General features: G+C 59.7%; 15 protein-coding genes. 6 read left to right on the top strand and 9 right to left on the bottom strand.

Annotated features, from left to right (window positions below):
• The first annotated feature begins 166 nt into the window (after positions 1-166).
• Positions 167-1,510, top strand: coding sequence for an aminodeoxychorismate synthase component I (gene pabB / locus ACWNZ1_RS28625; protein ID WP_135846396.1), 1,344 nt, complete (start codon positions 167-169; stop codon positions 1,508-1,510).
• 129 nt (positions 1,511-1,639) lie between these two features.
• On the opposite strand, the gene thrH is transcribed toward pabB, so the two are convergent.
• Positions 1,640-2,257 (bottom strand): bifunctional phosphoserine phosphatase/homoserine phosphotransferase ThrH, encoded by a 618-nt coding sequence (gene thrH / locus ACWNZ1_RS28630; RefSeq protein ID WP_135846397.1) that lies wholly within the window; start codon positions 2,255-2,257, stop codon positions 1,640-1,642.
• A 173-nt stretch (positions 2,258-2,430) separates the two neighbouring features.
• Between thrH and ACWNZ1_RS28635 the strand changes: the two genes are divergently transcribed.
• From ACWNZ1_RS28635 to ACWNZ1_RS28645, 3 genes are all read left to right on the top strand, one after another.
• On the top strand, positions 2,431-3,174 hold the full coding sequence (locus tag ACWNZ1_RS28635; protein WP_135846398.1) for a phosphoadenylyl-sulfate reductase: 744 nt from the start codon (positions 2,431-2,433) through the stop codon (positions 3,172-3,174).
• A gap of 450 nt (positions 3,175-3,624) precedes the next feature.
• On the top strand, positions 3,625-5,154 hold the full coding sequence (locus tag ACWNZ1_RS28640; RefSeq protein ID WP_256453509.1) for an NCS1 family nucleobase:cation symporter-1: 1,530 nt from the start codon (positions 3,625-3,627) through the stop codon (positions 5,152-5,154).
• A 66-nt stretch (positions 5,155-5,220) separates the two neighbouring features.
• Positions 5,221-5,949, top strand: a complete 729-nt coding sequence (locus tag ACWNZ1_RS28645; protein WP_060741345.1) for an aspartate/glutamate racemase family protein — start codon at positions 5,221-5,223, stop codon at positions 5,947-5,949.
• 146 nt (positions 5,950-6,095) lie between these two features.
• Here ACWNZ1_RS28645 and ACWNZ1_RS28650 read toward each other — a convergent pair whose 3' ends face one another.
• Positions 6,096-7,019: a LysR family transcriptional regulator gene (locus tag ACWNZ1_RS28650; protein ID WP_456028013.1), complete on the bottom strand. Its 924-nt coding sequence runs from the start codon at positions 7,017-7,019 to the stop codon at positions 6,096-6,098.
• Positions 7,020-7,145: 126 nt separating this feature from the next.
• Between ACWNZ1_RS28650 and ACWNZ1_RS28655 the strand changes: the two genes are divergently transcribed.
• Complete coding sequence (locus tag ACWNZ1_RS28655; RefSeq protein WP_265072274.1) at positions 7,146-7,892, top strand: 3-oxoacyl-ACP reductase family protein; 747 nt, start codon at positions 7,146-7,148, stop codon at positions 7,890-7,892.
• Between the two features lie 69 nt (positions 7,893-7,961).
• On the opposite strand, the gene ACWNZ1_RS28660 is transcribed toward ACWNZ1_RS28655, so the two are convergent.
• The 5 genes from ACWNZ1_RS28660 to ACWNZ1_RS28680 all read right to left on the bottom strand — a co-directional run bounded on the left by ACWNZ1_RS28660 (position 7,962) and on the right by ACWNZ1_RS28680 (position 12,637).
• Positions 7,962-8,657 (bottom strand): HAD-IA family hydrolase, encoded by a 696-nt coding sequence (locus ACWNZ1_RS28660; protein ID WP_256453512.1) that lies wholly within the window; start codon positions 8,655-8,657, stop codon positions 7,962-7,964.
• Between the two features lie 143 nt (positions 8,658-8,800).
• A complete protein-coding gene (locus ACWNZ1_RS28665; RefSeq protein ID WP_135846403.1) occupies positions 8,801-9,013 on the bottom strand; it encodes a hypothetical protein in 213 nt (70 codons plus the stop codon).
• A gap of 68 nt (positions 9,014-9,081) precedes the next feature.
• Complete coding sequence (locus tag ACWNZ1_RS28670) at positions 9,082-9,255, bottom strand: hypothetical protein (RefSeq protein WP_178084270.1); 174 nt, start codon at positions 9,253-9,255, stop codon at positions 9,082-9,084.
• Between the two features lie 119 nt (positions 9,256-9,374).
• Complete coding sequence (locus ACWNZ1_RS28675) at positions 9,375-9,785, bottom strand: glycine zipper domain-containing protein (protein WP_025214787.1); 411 nt, start codon at positions 9,783-9,785, stop codon at positions 9,375-9,377.
• Between the two features lie 662 nt (positions 9,786-10,447).
• On the bottom strand, positions 10,448-12,637 hold the full coding sequence (locus tag ACWNZ1_RS28680; RefSeq protein ID WP_256453513.1) for a GAF domain-containing hybrid sensor histidine kinase/response regulator: 2,190 nt from the start codon (positions 12,635-12,637) through the stop codon (positions 10,448-10,450).
• Positions 12,638-12,734: 97 nt separating this feature from the next.
• Between ACWNZ1_RS28680 and ACWNZ1_RS28685 the strand changes: the two genes are divergently transcribed.
• Positions 12,735-12,980: a short-chain dehydrogenase gene (locus tag ACWNZ1_RS28685; RefSeq protein WP_256453514.1), complete on the top strand. Its 246-nt coding sequence runs from the start codon at positions 12,735-12,737 to the stop codon at positions 12,978-12,980.
• A gap of 101 nt (positions 12,981-13,081) precedes the next feature.
• Here ACWNZ1_RS28685 and ACWNZ1_RS28690 read toward each other — a convergent pair whose 3' ends face one another.
• Positions 13,082-13,915 (bottom strand): suppressor of fused domain protein, encoded by an 834-nt coding sequence (locus tag ACWNZ1_RS28690; protein WP_256453515.1) that lies wholly within the window; start codon positions 13,913-13,915, stop codon positions 13,082-13,084.
• Entirely contained in the window at positions 13,912-15,009 is a 1,098-nt protein-coding gene (locus ACWNZ1_RS28695) for a sterol desaturase family protein (protein ID WP_456028014.1), read from the bottom strand. The genes ACWNZ1_RS28690 and ACWNZ1_RS28695 overlap by 4 nt, the downstream gene beginning before the upstream one ends.
• Between the last annotated feature and the right edge of the window lie 124 nt (positions 15,010-15,133).

Raw genomic sequence — 15,133 nt, forward strand, 5'->3', positions numbered from 1 at the left:
GGCTGAACACCTTGTGGCGAGGGGATTTATCCCCGCGCCACAAGGTGTTCACACTCCAATATTTTTGATGGCCCCATACTTACTCATCTCCGACATCCCTCTAGGAGCAAATCCTACAGAGGGATTACAATCGCCACCCCGCCTGAACGGCTGATCCGCCCTGCCCATGCCAACCTGCTCCGTACACCCGCTGCCCTACCGCGCCAACCCCGCCGAGTATTTCGCGGCGATCCGTCACGCTCCCGGCAGTGTCATGCTCGACAGCGGCCGGCCAAGTGCCGAGCGCGGGCGTTATGATCTGCTCAGCGCGTGGCCGCTGGAGCAACTGGCAGTGTCGTCGGACGAGAGCGGGGCCGATTTCCTGCAACGCTTGCGCATTCAGCTGACACAGCTGGGGCACGCCGTACTACCGCCCACAGTGCAATTGCCCTTCGCTGGCGGCCTGATCGGCTACTTGAGCTACGACTTCGGCCGACACCTTGAAGCGCTGCCGTCCCACGCCAAAGACGACCTGCAACTGCCCGAGGCGCGTTTCGGCGTATACGACTGGGCGCTGGTCACCGATCATCAGGCCGGCACCAGCCAACTGGTGTTCCATCCCCATTGTGGCGAGGGCGAACGCCAGCGCCTGATCGCGCTGTTCAGCCAGCCGACTGCAGCCCCCGTTGGCGTCTTCAGCCTCCAAGGGCCTATGGCACCCGACCTCAGCGCCGAGGCCTATCGACAGGCGTTCGAACGTATCCAGGCGTATATCCAGGCCGGCGACTGCTACCAGGTCAACTTTGCCCAGCGTTTTCGCGCGCCCTGCGAAGGCGACGCCTGGGTCGCCTACCAGGCGCTGCGCGCAGCTTGCCCGACACCGTTTTCCGGTTTCCAGAGTCTGCCGGAGGGCGGCGCGGTGCTGAGTCTGTCGCCCGAACGCTTCGTCAAGGTCTGCGAAGGCCATGTCGAAACCCGGCCGATCAAGGGCACCCGCCCCCGTGGCACGACGCCTGGCGAAGACGCGGCCCACGCCGCCGAGCTGCTGGCCAGCCCCAAGGACCGGGCGGAAAACCTGATGATCGTCGACCTGCTGCGCAATGACCTGGGGCGCACCTGCCGCATCGGCTCAGTGCGGGTGCCGGAGTTGTTCAGCCTGGAAAGCTACCCGAACGTGCATCACCTGGTCAGCAGCGTGACCGGCGAGCTGGCCGATGAGAAGGATGCCCTGGACCTGATCGCCGGCAGCTTCCCCGGCGGTTCGATCACCGGCGCCCCGAAAATCCGCGCCATGCAGATCATCGACGAGCTCGAACCGACCCGCCGCGGGTTGTATTGCGGCTCGTTGCTATATCTGGACGTGCGCGGGGAAATGGACAGCTCCATCGCCATCCGCAGCCTGCTGGTCAAGGATGGCCAGGTGTGTTGCTGGGGCGGCGGCGGGATTGTCGCGGATTCGGATTGGCAGGCGGAGTATCAGGAGTCGATTACCAAGGTTCGGGTGTTGCTCGATACTTTGCAGAACCTGTAACCACATCACAAACAACACATGACCCCTTGTGGGAGCAGGCTTGCTCGCGAAAGCGGTGTATCAGTTGACATCAATGCTGTCTGACACACCGATTTCGCGAGCAAGCCCGCTCCCACAGGGGGATTGTATTTACAGGCTGAGGTTGCGGTTCGAAGCCTTGAGGAATTCCTGCTTCAACTCGGCAAAACTGTGCACCGCCGGGAATTGCGGGAACTCGCGGATCACATTCTCCGGCGCATGGAACAGAATCCCGGCATCGGCTTCGCCCAGCATCGTGGTGTCATTGTAGGAATCCCCCGCCGCAATCACCCGGTAGTACAGGCTCTTGAAGGCCAAGACCGACTGCCGCTTGGGATCTTTTTGACGCAGTTGGTAGCCGGTCACCCGCCCGCTGTCATCGGTAATCAGACGATGGCAGAGCAAGGTCGGGAAACCCAACTGACGCATCAAGGGTTGGGAAAACTCGTAGAAGGTGTCGGAAAGAATCACCACTTGGAAGCGCTCACGCAGCCAGTCGACGAACTCGATGGCGCCGTCCAGCGGCTTGAGCGTGGCAATGACTTCCTGGATGTCGGAGAGTTTGAGGCCGTGCTCGTCGAGGATGCGCAACCGTTGCTTCATCAACACGTCGTAGTCGGGAATGTCCCGAGTGGTCGCCCTGAGGGACTCAATACCGGTTTTTTCAGCGAAGGCGATCCAGATCTCCGGGACCAGCACACCTTCCAGGTCGAGACAGGCAATTTCCACAAGACACTCCCATATTTTTGATGTTTATCGGTTGAGCGAACAAAAGGCCTGCCGACTCTAGCCATTCACCGAAGGCTACGCAACGCACAGGAGCGCGCCAGCTTCGACAGCTTTTGTTACCATCAGCCCCATATAGAGCGCCCAGCGCCACCGACCTGTAGGAAACCGCCCTGATGAGCCCATCGTTTGATGTCGTGGAACTCGCCACGACCTATGCCAACAAGTCCCCGCAGGACATCCTCAAACTGGCCTTCGCCGAATTCGGCGATGACCTGTGGATATCTTTCAGCGGCGCCGAAGACGTGGTGCTGGTGGACATGGCCTGGAAGCTGAACAAGAACGTCAAGGTGTTCAGCCTCGACACCGGCCGTCTGCACCCGGAAACCTATCGTTTCATTGATCAGGTGCGTGAGCACTACAAGATCGAGATCGAACTGGTGTCGCCGGACTACACGAAACTTGAACCCTTCGTGAAGGAAAAAGGCCTGTTCAGCTTCTACAAGGATGGTCACGGCGAGTGCTGCGGTATCCGCAAGATCGAGCCGCTGCGGCGCAAACTGGGCGATGTCCGCGCCTGGGCCACCGGCCAACGTCGCGACCAGAGCCCCGGCACCCGCAGCCAGGTGGCCGTGCTGGAAATCGACACGGCGTTTTCCACCCCGGAGCGCACCCTGTATAAATTCAACCCGCTGTCGCAAATGACCAGCGAAGAAGTCTGGGGCTACATCCGCATGCTGGAGCTGCCCTACAACAGCCTGCACGAGCGCGGCTTTATCAGCATCGGCTGCGAGCCCTGCACCCGCCCGGTACTGCCGAACCAGCACGAACGCGAAGGCCGTTGGTGGTGGGAAGAAGCCACGCAGAAAGAATGCGGGCTGCACGCCGGGAACATCATCGCCAAATCCAAGACCGTCTAAGCGTCCGCCGCACCCTGTACACAAAAATGTCACTACAAGTGGCATTTTTGTGTGCACTTATTCCGTTACTGCCCCCAAAGGTTACACACACCTTCCCGTCTCGCCTGCCCTTCCAACTCCACTGGCGTTCGCCAAAAAATAAATACCTGTTTAAATGGTCAGTTTTAAATCACGGTATTTCAGTTAGTTATCCAAAGATCATAATAAAACGAAATTAGCGCTTCTTCGAATAGATCCGTAAGTGGCATAGATCTGGCTTGAGTCGACACATGTTTTGTATACAACTTATATAAAACATACACACACTTTAGATCCGCAAGCCTGAAGCGCCCTATCCCGTACAGGCTGCAGATGCCCCGTAACCAATGATGCTCACCCGCCGCGACGAAGATTTGTCGAGCCTCGCGCTCATGCACAGTCATCGCGGCCGAGAATCAGGAGCCTGCCGGAATGCGTACAAGTCTCTCCAATAACATCGCGCTGGATCTGCCCTCCTCCACCACTGCCCTTGATGATGAAACCCCGGCCCCCCTGGCCTTGAGCCCGCGGCTGCATAACAAGGACCTGGCGCCGACCAAAGTCGAAGGTCGCCGCTGGGGCCGCTACAGCATCTTTGCCCTATGGACCAACGACGTACACAACATTGCCAACTATTCCTTCGCCATCGGCCTGTATGCGCTGGGCCTGGGTGGCTGGCAGATCCTGCTGTCCCTGGGGATCGGGGCGGCGTTGGTGTATGGCTTCATGAACCTGTCCGGCTATATGGGACAAAAAACCGGGGTGCCGTTTCCGGTGATCAGCCGGATCAGTTTCGGTATACACGGGGCGCAAATTCCTGCCTTGATCAGGGCCGTCATCGCCATTGCCTGGTTCGGTATTCAGACGTACCTGGCGTCCGTGGTCTTGCGGGTATTACTCACCGCGATCCACCCCGGTTTCGCCGACTACGACCACGATTCGATCCTCGGCTTGTCGAGCCTGGGCTGGGTGTGTTTCGTGGCGATCTGGTTCGTGCAACTGGTGATCCTGGCCTACGGTATGGAAATGGTACGCCGTTACGAAGGGTTTGCCGGGCCGGTGATCCTGGTGACCGTCGCGGCCCTGGCCGGTTGGATGTACACCCAAGCCAACGCCACCATTGCCTGGTCGATCCGCGAGCCCCTGAGCGGTGGCGAAATGTGGCGCAACATCTTTGCCGGCGGCGCGCTGTGGCTGTCGATCTACGGCACCTTGATTCTCAATTTCTGCGACTTCGCCCGCTCCTCGCCGTGCCGCCGGACCATCGTCGTCGGCAATTTCTGGGGCCTGCCGGTGAACATCCTGGTGTTTGCCGGAATTACCATCCTGCTCTGCGGTGCGCAGTTCCAGATCAACGGGCAAATCATCGAAAGCCCGACGCAGGTCATCGCCTCGATCCCCAACACCTTCTTCCTGGTGCTCGGTTGCCTGGCATTCCTGATCGTCACCGTGGCCGTGAACATCATGGCCAACTTCGTCGCCCCGGCCTTCGTGCTCAGCAACCTGGCGCCCAAGTACCTGACCTTCCGCCGCGCCGGGTTGATCAGCGCCGCCATTGCCGTGCTGATCCTGCCGTGGAATCTCTACAACAGCCCGCTGGTGATCGTGTATTTCCTGTCCGGCCTCGGCGCCCTGCTCGGGCCACTGTACGGCGTGATCATGGTCGACTACTGGCTGGTGCGAAAAGGCCGCATCAACGTGCCGCAACTGTACAGCGAGGACCCGAACGGTGCGTATTTCTACAGCAATGGGGTCAACCTCCGCGCGGTGGTGGCGTTTATCCCGGCGGCCCTGATCGCGATTATCCTGGCGCTGGTGCCCGGTTTCGACAGCGTTTCACCGTTCTCCTGGCTGATTGGCGCTTCGATTGCAGGGTTGCTGTACCTGATCATCGCCAAGCGCCAAGCGTATTACGAAGATGTCAGCGGCGAATCCATTGCGGTGGATAACGTCAGTCATTAATTGAATTGGCTCGCAACGGCCCGCCAGGTTCGGGCCGCTTATTTTCTATGTAAAGGAGGACAGCTCATGCGAATTCTCGTGGTCAACGTCAACACCACCGAATCCATCACCCAAGCCATCGCCCGGCAGGCCCAGGCCGTGGCCGCGCCCGGCACCGAGATCGTCGGACTCACGCCGCATTTCGGTGCCGACTCCATCGAAGGCAATTTTGAAAGCTATCTGGCCGCCATTGCGGTGATGGACCGAGTGATGTCCTACGACCAGCCATTCGACGCGGTGATCCAGGCCGGTTACGGCGAACATGGTCGTGAGGGCTTGCAGGAACTGCTGAACGTGCCGGTGGTGGACATCACCGACGCTGGCGCCAGCACCGCGATGTTCCTCGGTCATGCCTATTCGGTGGTTACCACCCTGGACCGCACCGTGCCGCTGATCGAAGACCGCCTCAAGCTCTCCGGCCTGTTCGACCGCTGCGCCTCGGTGCGGGCCAGCGGCCTGGCGGTGCTGGAGCTCGAACAAGACCCACAACGGGCGGTTGAAGCCATCGTCCGGCAGGCCGAACTGGCCGTCAGCCAGGATAAGGCCGAGGTGATCTGCCTGGGCTGCGGCGGCATGGCCGGGCTCGATGAGCAAATCCGCCAGCGCACCGGCGTGCCAGTGGTCGATGGCGTGACCGCGGCGGTGACCATCGCCGAATCCCTGGTGCGGCTGGGGTTGTCGACTTCGAAAGTGCGCACCTATGCGACACCTCGGCCCAAGACCATCATTGGCTGGCCGGGGCGGTTTGGGCGGTGAGTTCACGGCTTTAGACCGCATCGCCCCCTTCGCGAGCAAGCCCGCTCCCACATTGAATTGTGCTGATCATGAGATTTGTGTACGACACAGATCCATTGTGGGAGCGGGCTTGCTCGCGAAGGCCGCGCCTCGGTCTGGAGCCAATCTCATACCGCGCTAAACCGCTCCCCCAACCCCTGCGCAGCAAACTGCTCAATTATGAAGTCCACAAACGCCCGGGTCTTGCCCGGCAATAGTTTGTGCTCGGCGTAATAGATGGAGATGTTGCCATCGTCGACATACCAGTCCGGCAGCACCCGCCGCAGGGCCCCGGATTCCAGAAAGGGAACGGCTATCGGCATGCTCACCAGCCCGATGCCCAACCCTTGGGTGGCGGCCGCGCAGTCGGCTTCCGAATCGCTCATGGTCATGCGTGTCTTGAGCGTCAGCGGACGGTGTTCCCGACTGCGACTGGTCAGTTGCCAGGAACGCACGCGTCCGGTTTGTGGCGAACGAATCAGAATACCTTGATGCTGTGACAGATCTTCCGGCTCTGTCACCGTGGCATGCGTTTGCAGATAGTCCGGTGATGCAACCAGCACCCGATGGGCCACCGTCAATTTGCGCGCCACCACGCCTTGGGGCAGCTCGAAACCGCCGCCGATGGCCGCATCGAAGCCTTGGCCGATCAGGTCGACCTGGCGATTGTCGAAATGCCAGTCCGGATTGATCGCCGGGTAGCGCTGCAAAAAATTCCCCAGCAACGGCACGACATACAATCGACCGAACGCCGTGCCCATGCTCACTTTCAAGGTGCCCGCAGGCTGCCCACCGGCGCTGGCCAGGTTGGCGACGGCGTTCTGGATGGTATTGAAACTGGTGCCCACTTCCCTCAAGAACAACTGGCCAGCTTCGGTCAGCGTCAAGCTACGGGTGCTCCGTTGGAACAGGCGTACACCCAGCCGCGCTTCGAGCTTGGCCACGCTTTTACCCACCGCAGCAGGCGTCACACTCAAGCGCCGCGCCGCTTCGGCAAAGCTGCCAACTTCAGCGCTGCGCACAAAGCATTCGATACTGCTGAAGGTTTCCATAGGGCCCACTCTAAACTTTTGGTTTACACAGACTGTATCAATAGGCGTCTACACAGCCGATACCCGATTCCTGATACTCGCTCCCATCAACCGCGGCATCTCGCCTCGGCACGTTTGGAGCACCTCATGAATACTCAATCCCTGAGCGGTAAAGTCGCCCTGATCCAAGGCGGTTCCCGCGGCATTGGCGCCGCGATCGTCAAACGCCTGGCCGCCGAAGGCGCCGCCGTGGCATTCACCTATGTCAGCTCTGCCGCCAAGTCTGAAGAACTGCAAAACAGCATCACCGCAACCGGCGGCAAGGCCTTGGCGATCAAGGCTGACAGCGCCGACGCCGACGCCATCCGCCACGCCGTCGATGCCACGGTCGAGGCCTTTGGCCGGCTGGACATCCTGGTCAACAACGCCGGCGTGCTGGCCATGGCTCCGTTGGACGAATTCAAACTCGAAGATTTCGACCAGACCCTGGCCATCAACGTACGCAGCGTGTTCATCGCCACCCAGGCCGCCGCACGACACATGGGCGAAGGGGGTCGGGTCATCAACATCGGCAGCACCAACGCCGACCGCATGCCCTTCGCGGGTGGCGCGCCATACGCCATGAGCAAAGCCGCACTGGTGGGCCTGACCAAAGGCCTCGCCCGCGACCTCGGCCCGCGTGGTATTACCGTCAACAATGTACAACCCGGCCCGGTAGACACCGACATGAACCCGGCCGACAGCGAGTTCGCCTCCAGCCTGATGTCGCTGATGGCCATCGGGCGCTACGGCAACGTCGATGAAATCGCCAGCTTCGTCGCTTACCTGGCAGGTCCGGAAGCCGGCTATATCACCGGTGCCAGCCTGACCATCGACGGTGGTTTCGGCGCCTGATCCTGGCATGAAAAAACGCCGGTCATGGCTTCAACCATGACCGGCGTTCTGCTGTGTCGCGTTGTGTCGTCAGGCCCATTCCAGTTCCGGCAAACCGCACAGGCTTGGCTGGAACAACTTCAAGGAGCGAATGATCCCATCAGCATGGGCATATTTTTCGTCAGCCATGGCCGAATCCGGGATGGCGATGGCGGTCATGCCGGCAGCCTTGGCCGCCGTCACGCCGAACGGTGAATCCTCGAACACCAGGCAGTCACGCGGTGCGACGCCCAGGCGACGGGCGGCGGTGAGAAAGATATCCGGCGCCGGTTTCGCCGCGCCGACTTCGGGGTCGTCTGCTGTCACGATGAAATCGAACAGCGCGAACCAGTCCCTGTGCAAGGTGGTTTTGAGCGCGAACGACTGGCTCGACGAACTGGTACCCACCGCAATCGGGATGTTGTGGGCCTTCAAATGCCGCACCAGTTCCTCAGCGCCGGGCATCCCCAAGGCATGGGGAAAACGCTCGCGCATCAAGGGTTCGCGGATGACCAGGAACTCCTCCGGGGTGATCGGCAATTCCAGGGCCTGGACGACATAATTGGCCAGATCCCCGGCACCGCGCCCGATGATGTTCTGCTTGACGCTCCAGTCGAACGTGCGCCCGTAGCGCTCGGCGATGATGGACGTGACCTCGGTATAAATGCCCTCGGTGTCCAGCAACAGCCCATCCATGTCGAAAATCACAGCCTTGATCGGGCCAAACTCTTTTTGCGGTGCATTCATCGCATCTGATCCGTTATCAACACAACATTCCAGGGATGGCTCAGGTGCGGCCAGGGGTGCGTGTTCGCCTTAAAGGATTCAGCAGGATAACGAGCAGAGCTTGGGACAGGCAATGGAAAATCTGGATGAGACGCAACAGGCTCTCAGCTCGGCTCGCCAGAAGCATCGTCACCGGCAATGTCCGGGTCATCCGGACTCACTTCGATATTCTCATCCTCATCCTCGCTCGGCACCTGCTCTACACCGGCCTCATCATCGTCAGGTGGACGCTGGTCACGGCTCAGGGGGTTGGTTGGCGACGGCAGCGGGTATTCCGGGGTTTCATCGTCGCTGGGGACAGGCGAATCGGCAGACATATAACCTCCTGGCAGGTGAAATCACCTGTCGTGCAGTTGCGAGAATGCGACGGTCGGCTTGAGCGAGTTCAATCGTAGGATTCGTCCTCAAGCTCAGCGTCTTCATCCTCGATCAACGGAACCTGGGCGTCATCCATCAACGAACCAGGATCTTCATTGCCGGGGTCATTGGGGCCTGGATCATTGACGAAGGGAACGCCCGTGGGGCCTTTTTCTTCCTTGCCTTCAGTTTCCGGCGTCATGGCACACCTCGCGATTGCTGATGGATGTATGAATTCGAGGCGGGGAGAGGCCAATCGTTCCAGATAGATGCTCAAGAAAAAACCCGGCACAAGGCCGGGTCTCTTTATCAAGCATCTGCTTAACGGTGCTTTCTCTTATGCTTGTGCTTCTTGCCGCCGGAGTGACCGTCGTTGTCATTGGACAGGTTGCTGCCCAACGCGCCGCCAGCCGCACCGCCAATGCCGGCACCGATGGTGGAACCGGTGGAGCCGCCCAGGCGGTTACCAACAATCGAACCACCGGCTGATCCCAAGCCACCGCCAATGGCCGCTTCCGTACGGCTGCCCTTGCGCGCGCCTACCGCACTGCCGGCTGCACCACCAACACCCGCACCAATCGCAGCGCCTGTGCTGCCGCCCATCTGCTGGCCGACCACATTACCCAACACACCGCCCAAACCCCCGCCGACTGCAGCGGTACCATCACCGGCAGCCATCGCACCCTGGGCAACCAACAGCCCAAGTACCAAGGTGGACAAAGTCAAACGCATGATAAAAACCTCAAGAATGCCGCATCGGGGAAAGATGGCCGGTGCTCGCGAGCGTCAGTTTACGCTAGATAGCGATCAGCCATACCCGTTGGACAACAAACGGAGAGGTAGTTTTATGACAGGCAAAAAAAAGCCCGCTGGGGAAACGGGCAGGTACTGCTTTCTAACGGATGAGCTAAGACTACGTGCACGCTTGTGAAAGAAACGTGAAAGAAACTGGCGGTTGAAAAAAGATGAAAAATATTTACGAGACTTTCTATTTTCCTGGCGAAATCTGCCTGAAAAAAAAAGCCCCGTTCGGTGACGGGGCTGCGCTTGCGGTTATTTCCTGGTCGGGACTCTGGGCAAAAACTTGGCCTTTTCCCCTCGCTGCACTTTGGCCACCTTCGTCCGAATGGACTTGATCGGCTCGTCGCCAAAGTCTGCATGGTAGGCCGATTGGCCACACTGCAACCCTTCATTGATCGGATACGCGGCTGCGGTCTCCTCGCTGTACGGTGCTCCCATCGCCTTTCCCCTCTCGTCGAGGCCCCTACCGGCAACAAACCCATTGCCTGAAAAATATTGACCTTCGATTTCAGACTAGCCGGTCATCTACAGACTTACCGTTCAGAAGGTACCTTACCGACGAATGGATCCATGTTGTTTCAAAACCGAAACACTCAGTCAGTGCCCAACATCGTCCGGCTTAAAACCCGGGAAACCTGATCAGCCGAATAGGGTTTGGACAAGAACTCAAAACCATCATGCCCGCTGTGGGCCAGCTCCTCGCTGTAACCGGATGTCAGGACCACCGGCAGGTCCTTGCGGCGCTGGCGCAATTCTTTCGCCAAGGCGACACCACTGATCCCCGGCATGACCACGTCAGAGAACACCGCGTCGAATGCCATCGCATCCGGGCCAACCATTTCCAACGCCTCCTCGGCGTTGGTCGCCCAGGCCGTTTCGTAGCCCAGGTCCTGGAGGATCTGGTTGGCAAAACGCCCCACCTCCAGGTTGTCCTCCACGATCAATACCCGACGCCTGCCCTTCTCCAGCACCAGAGGCGTGATTTCCTCCTTGGGGGGCTCATGGTTCTTTTCGGGCGCCACTTCCGGAAGGTACAAAGTAAACACCGTTCCCTCTCCAACCACAGTCGAAACATCGACGTTACCGCCGGACTGCTTGGCAAAACCGAACACCTGAGACAACCCCAGCCCCGTGCCCTTGCCCACTTCCTTGGTCGTGAAAAAAGGCTCGAAGATATGCTCGAGAACGTCTGGGCCAATACCCGTGCCGGTGTCCGCCAGGGCGATGGCGGCAAAAGATTGCCCGGCTCCGGCATGACCGCGGATCGAAGGCATGCCGTCGCCGCAACTGAGCCGCAGCCACAGCGAGCCCTGGCCATTCATCGCATCCCGGGCATTCAGGGCCATGTTGATCAACGCTGTCTCAAACTGGCTCAAATCGGCCCGGATGTAACAAGGCCGGTCGCACAACTCGACAATCACCTGGATCCGCGCGCCCGTGACGGTTTGCAGCATGTCCCCCAGGCTCTGCACTTGTTGGCCTACGTCGATGACTTCCGGTTTCAGGGGCTGGCGCCGGGCAAACGCGAGCAACTGGCTGGTCAATTTGGCGGCGCGGTCCACCGTTTCGGAAACCGCCGTCATGTAGCGTTGACGGCGCTCTGGGGACAGATTGGGCAGGCGCAAAAAATCGACAGAGGAACGGATGATCGTCAGCAGGTTATTGAAGTCATGGGCGACGCCGCCAGTGAGCTGGCCGATGGCTTCGAGCTTTTGCGACTGGCGCAGCGCCGCCTCGGTCTGTTTGAGGCGGGTGGTGCGCTCCTCGACCCGCTCCTCCAGCGTCGCATTCAACTCAGCCAAGGCAGCCAGGCCTTCACGCACGGCGGCGTCCGCACGGGTGCGTTCGATGTGGGCCCAGGATCGCTCCGTGACCTCCATCAACAGCGCCAGGTCGTTGGATGACCAGACTCGGGGGGTTTTATCGTGGATGGCCATCAATGCGGTCAAACGCCCGTTCTTGATCAGCGGCACGCAAATGGTTGCCGCGATACCGATCGCCTGGAACGTCGCCGCTTCTTCCGGCGCCAGCTCCTTGAGGTTGTCGTTGACCACCAGTGGCTTGCCGGCCCGCAGGTTGGCGACCGCCAGCCGACCGAAATCCGCCAACCGATAATGCCCGACGATATGCGGCGAACCGGCCCTGGCCCAATCGCCACGGATGGTGAAACCGTCCTCGTCCTCATCCATGTCTGCATAGGCGCAGTTGGACAGGTTCAAGTGCGCCGCCAGAATCCGCGTGGTCGTCGCCATGATGGCCTGCGGGTCGGTGGCATTCGCTACGGCGTTGCCAATCGCATCCAAGACCGCCAGACACTGGGTCATGAACACCGTCGAGGTGGTCTCGGTGACCGTATCCAGCATGCCCACGACCTTGCCAAACTGATCACGAATGGGGCTGTAGCAGAAAGTGAAATAAGCCTGCTCGGGGCCACCGCCGCGCTCGATGACCAGGGGGAAGTTTTCTATATAAGTCGCCTGTCCGTTAAAGGCGCCCTGCAAGATCGGCGCAATATCGCTCCAGACCTCCTGCCACACCTCGTCAAACCGCCGCCCCAGCGCCTCGGGCTTGTTGCCGAGGATCGGCAGGAACGCATCGTTGTACAAGGTGATCATGTCCGGCCCCCACACAATGGCCTGGGGGAAATGCGAGGCAAGGCTCAGGGCCACGGTGGTCTTCAAGACATCGGGCCACTGATTCGGCGGCCCGAGCGCGGTGGCGTCCCAATCATGGCGGCGTATCCGTTCGGCCACCTCTGCGGTGCTCTGCAGCCAATCTGTCATTGCGATTGATCCTTCTCAGCCGCCAATACAATCAGGGGGGAAGCGATTGTGACCTCAAGCCGGGCCGTATTATCCCGCGTGGAGTGGGAATGCGCGATTGGATTGTGGAAGGTGGGTCGACACCACCGCCCCGCTAAGCATCCTGCTCGATGCAGCAACCTACCGAATCCGTTCCGCTACCCAGTTTCTGGAGAACCTGGCGATGCGCGATGAACAGACCATCGACCCCGCGACCCTTCAAGATTTGGCGCAGCTTTGCTGTATCCCACTGCGTGACGGGGGCGACGTGATGGATGTGATTGCACGACGATTGGATGCGGCGCCGGCAGGTTCCACTTTATAAGCCTGCCACAGGTTCATCGTTTGCTTAAGTGCGCATTACCGAGCTGTAGGTAGAGGACTTTCCAACGTCCCAAACAGCTTCTGATCGATAGCCGCTTGGTATCACACAACACTCGCCCGCTGCAGACTGCTCATATGCCCGACACCCGCCACCTTCAAACGGCTCACCAAATCATCCCGCGCCTCTCGCCCACCAGAACGGACATACTCCAGCTCCGTCGCGGTGATCAACACCACCGGCACCAATCTGACCGGGGATAAGGGCATGTCATCCAAACGAGTAGAAAAATCCGGCTCCGGGGCGCCCAGCAGGACGCCGGCGGCGTCGTCATCGGTCACGAAGTGTTTGGGCAGTTGATCACCCATGTGATGCGACTGGCTGACTCCGGGAAGTTCGAGAGAGAGTGCGCCGTGTTGTTCGAGTTGGTGAGTGATCCCTCCAGCCTCGGCCACCGTCTTGGCAACATGCTCCACCAACTCGAATGCCCAACTGCGCTTGAAAGGATCGACCTCACCCACGGGGCCATAGGCGTGCTCGGGGATATCGGCGGTTTCCATGAACAACTCCATCTCGAAACCATTGCCCATTCCCTCAGCATCATCGAATGGATCTGACAGGCCTTCGGTGGCGAGAATGATTGTGGCGCCACGACGAACCACTCGGTAGGCCTGACGGGTCGAAGGCCAGTACGGGCCACCGGAAAAGCTCGGACTGATCAGGTATGAGAGGACGTCCCGCTCGACCATTCCGACCGAGTTCCAATGACGATCCAGGCACGCTTCGCTGGCTTGTCGAGCTGCTTGATTAGCCACTTCAACCTCGGTCGGGTTGTTGGGTGCGACCGGCTCGGGGCGTTCGTGGGATTGCGGTGTGGGCTGGACGTCTTGGGCGGCGGGACCTTTCAATGAAACGAGAAGCTTCTTGAAGAAATTCATGGGCGTTCCTTGCTGGATGTTGACTCCGTCTCACAAGTGTCAGCACTTGCAGATCGAGGAAGAAGCGTTGAGCGCATTGTGGCGAGGTAGCTTTGATATGAAAACCCAGGCAGCAACTTGCGCGCAGTTTCGACAAAAGGCGTGACGATCAGGCTATAGACCGTCAGGTAGCGCGCCTGATCCTGTTCCCCGGTGCCAAAGCGCAAGTCCTCGGGCTGCGCGCGAGTGACATAGAGCGTGCCGAACATCCAGTCCCACAGCGACAGGTTGGTGCCGAAGTTGCGATTGAAATGCCTGGGCGCGTCGCTGTGATGGATCTGGTGCTGGGCCGGGCTGTTCAGCACATGTTCCACCACCGGGCCAAATGACAGCCAGACATGGGTATGACGCAAATTGGCCGCCAGGCTATTGAAGATGAACACCAGATACGTCACGCCGAACAACGTATAGCGGCTGACCTCACCACCGCAGGCATACCAGAAGCTACCCGCGAAGAGGCCCAGGCACGCGGTGACGCCGAGCTTCTCGACGATCTTCTCCACAAAGTGCACCCGGCTCGCCGTGGCCGGCACCAGCACCGGTGCCGAGTGATGAACCTTGTGAAACGCCCACAGCCAACGCGAATGAAAGGCCCGATGCGCCCAGTAGTGGACGAAATCCTTGACCAGAAATACCCCCAACCCATAGAGCAAAGCGAGCGAAAGGTTCTCCCCCAGACGCGGGCGAGCGCCCCAGAGGTTGGTGAAAAAAGCATGGTAATCCGCGGAACGCAGAATGTACGGATCCACCAGATGGACGATGGGCAGCACGAGGGCAATCTTGAGAATGGCCCGCACGAAGTAGTAGCGATAATCCAGCAAGGCCGAACGATGCAGATGCACCCGGCTACCGCCGATGAATTGCCAGAGTGAACGGGCGTCGGTCAGGCCGCGATGTCTTCTGAAGCGAAACAGGCCATAGGCGACACCGTAGGAGGCGCAGAGAAACAGGATCCCGAGGCGGCCGTTCAAGTTGAAAATGCCAAAGAACTGATCGGTGATGGGGGCGATGACCCACTGGATCAGTTGCTGATAGACAACGGAAAAAGCATCCACGAAATGCCAGCCTCGGTTGAAGGACAGGCATTGTAAATCAATCGCGTTCAGGCTTGCTGTAACGTCAACGACACTGATGCGGCTTTCTGTCGTTCCCAAGCCTGTTTTATGGCCTCGATGCTCG

This window comes from Pseudomonas sp. CFBP 5748, from assembly GCF_053850495.1.

Excerpts from the sequence above, each read along its gene's own strand:
- pabB (WP_135846396.1), top strand. The coding sequence starts at position 167 with ATGCCAACCTGCTCCGTACACCCGCTGCCCTACCGCGCCAACCCCGCC.
- ACWNZ1_RS28635 (WP_135846398.1), top strand. The coding sequence starts at position 2,431 with ATGAGCCCATCGTTTGATGTCGTGGAACTCGCCACGACCTATGCCAAC.
- ACWNZ1_RS28640 (WP_256453509.1), top strand. The coding sequence starts at position 3,625 with ATGCGTACAAGTCTCTCCAATAACATCGCGCTGGATCTGCCCTCCTCC.
- ACWNZ1_RS28645 (WP_060741345.1), top strand. The coding sequence starts at position 5,221 with ATGCGAATTCTCGTGGTCAACGTCAACACCACCGAATCCATCACCCAA.
- ACWNZ1_RS28650 (WP_456028013.1), bottom strand. The coding sequence starts at position 7,019 with ATGGAAACCTTCAGCAGTATCGAATGCTTTGTGCGCAGCGCTGAAGTT.
- ACWNZ1_RS28655 (WP_265072274.1), top strand. The coding sequence starts at position 7,146 with ATGAATACTCAATCCCTGAGCGGTAAAGTCGCCCTGATCCAAGGCGGT.
- ACWNZ1_RS28660 (WP_256453512.1), bottom strand. The coding sequence starts at position 8,657 with ATGAATGCACCGCAAAAAGAGTTTGGCCCGATCAAGGCTGTGATTTTC.
- ACWNZ1_RS28665 (WP_135846403.1), bottom strand. The coding sequence starts at position 9,013 with ATGTCTGCCGATTCGCCTGTCCCCAGCGACGATGAAACCCCGGAATAC.
- ACWNZ1_RS28670 (WP_178084270.1), bottom strand. The coding sequence starts at position 9,255 with ATGACGCCGGAAACTGAAGGCAAGGAAGAAAAAGGCCCCACGGGCGTT.
- ACWNZ1_RS28675 (WP_025214787.1), bottom strand. The coding sequence starts at position 9,785 with ATGCGTTTGACTTTGTCCACCTTGGTACTTGGGCTGTTGGTTGCCCAG.
- ACWNZ1_RS28680 (WP_256453513.1), bottom strand. The coding sequence starts at position 12,637 with ATGACAGATTGGCTGCAGAGCACCGCAGAGGTGGCCGAACGGATACGC.
- ACWNZ1_RS28690 (WP_256453515.1), bottom strand. The coding sequence starts at position 13,915 with ATGAATTTCTTCAAGAAGCTTCTCGTTTCATTGAAAGGTCCCGCCGCC.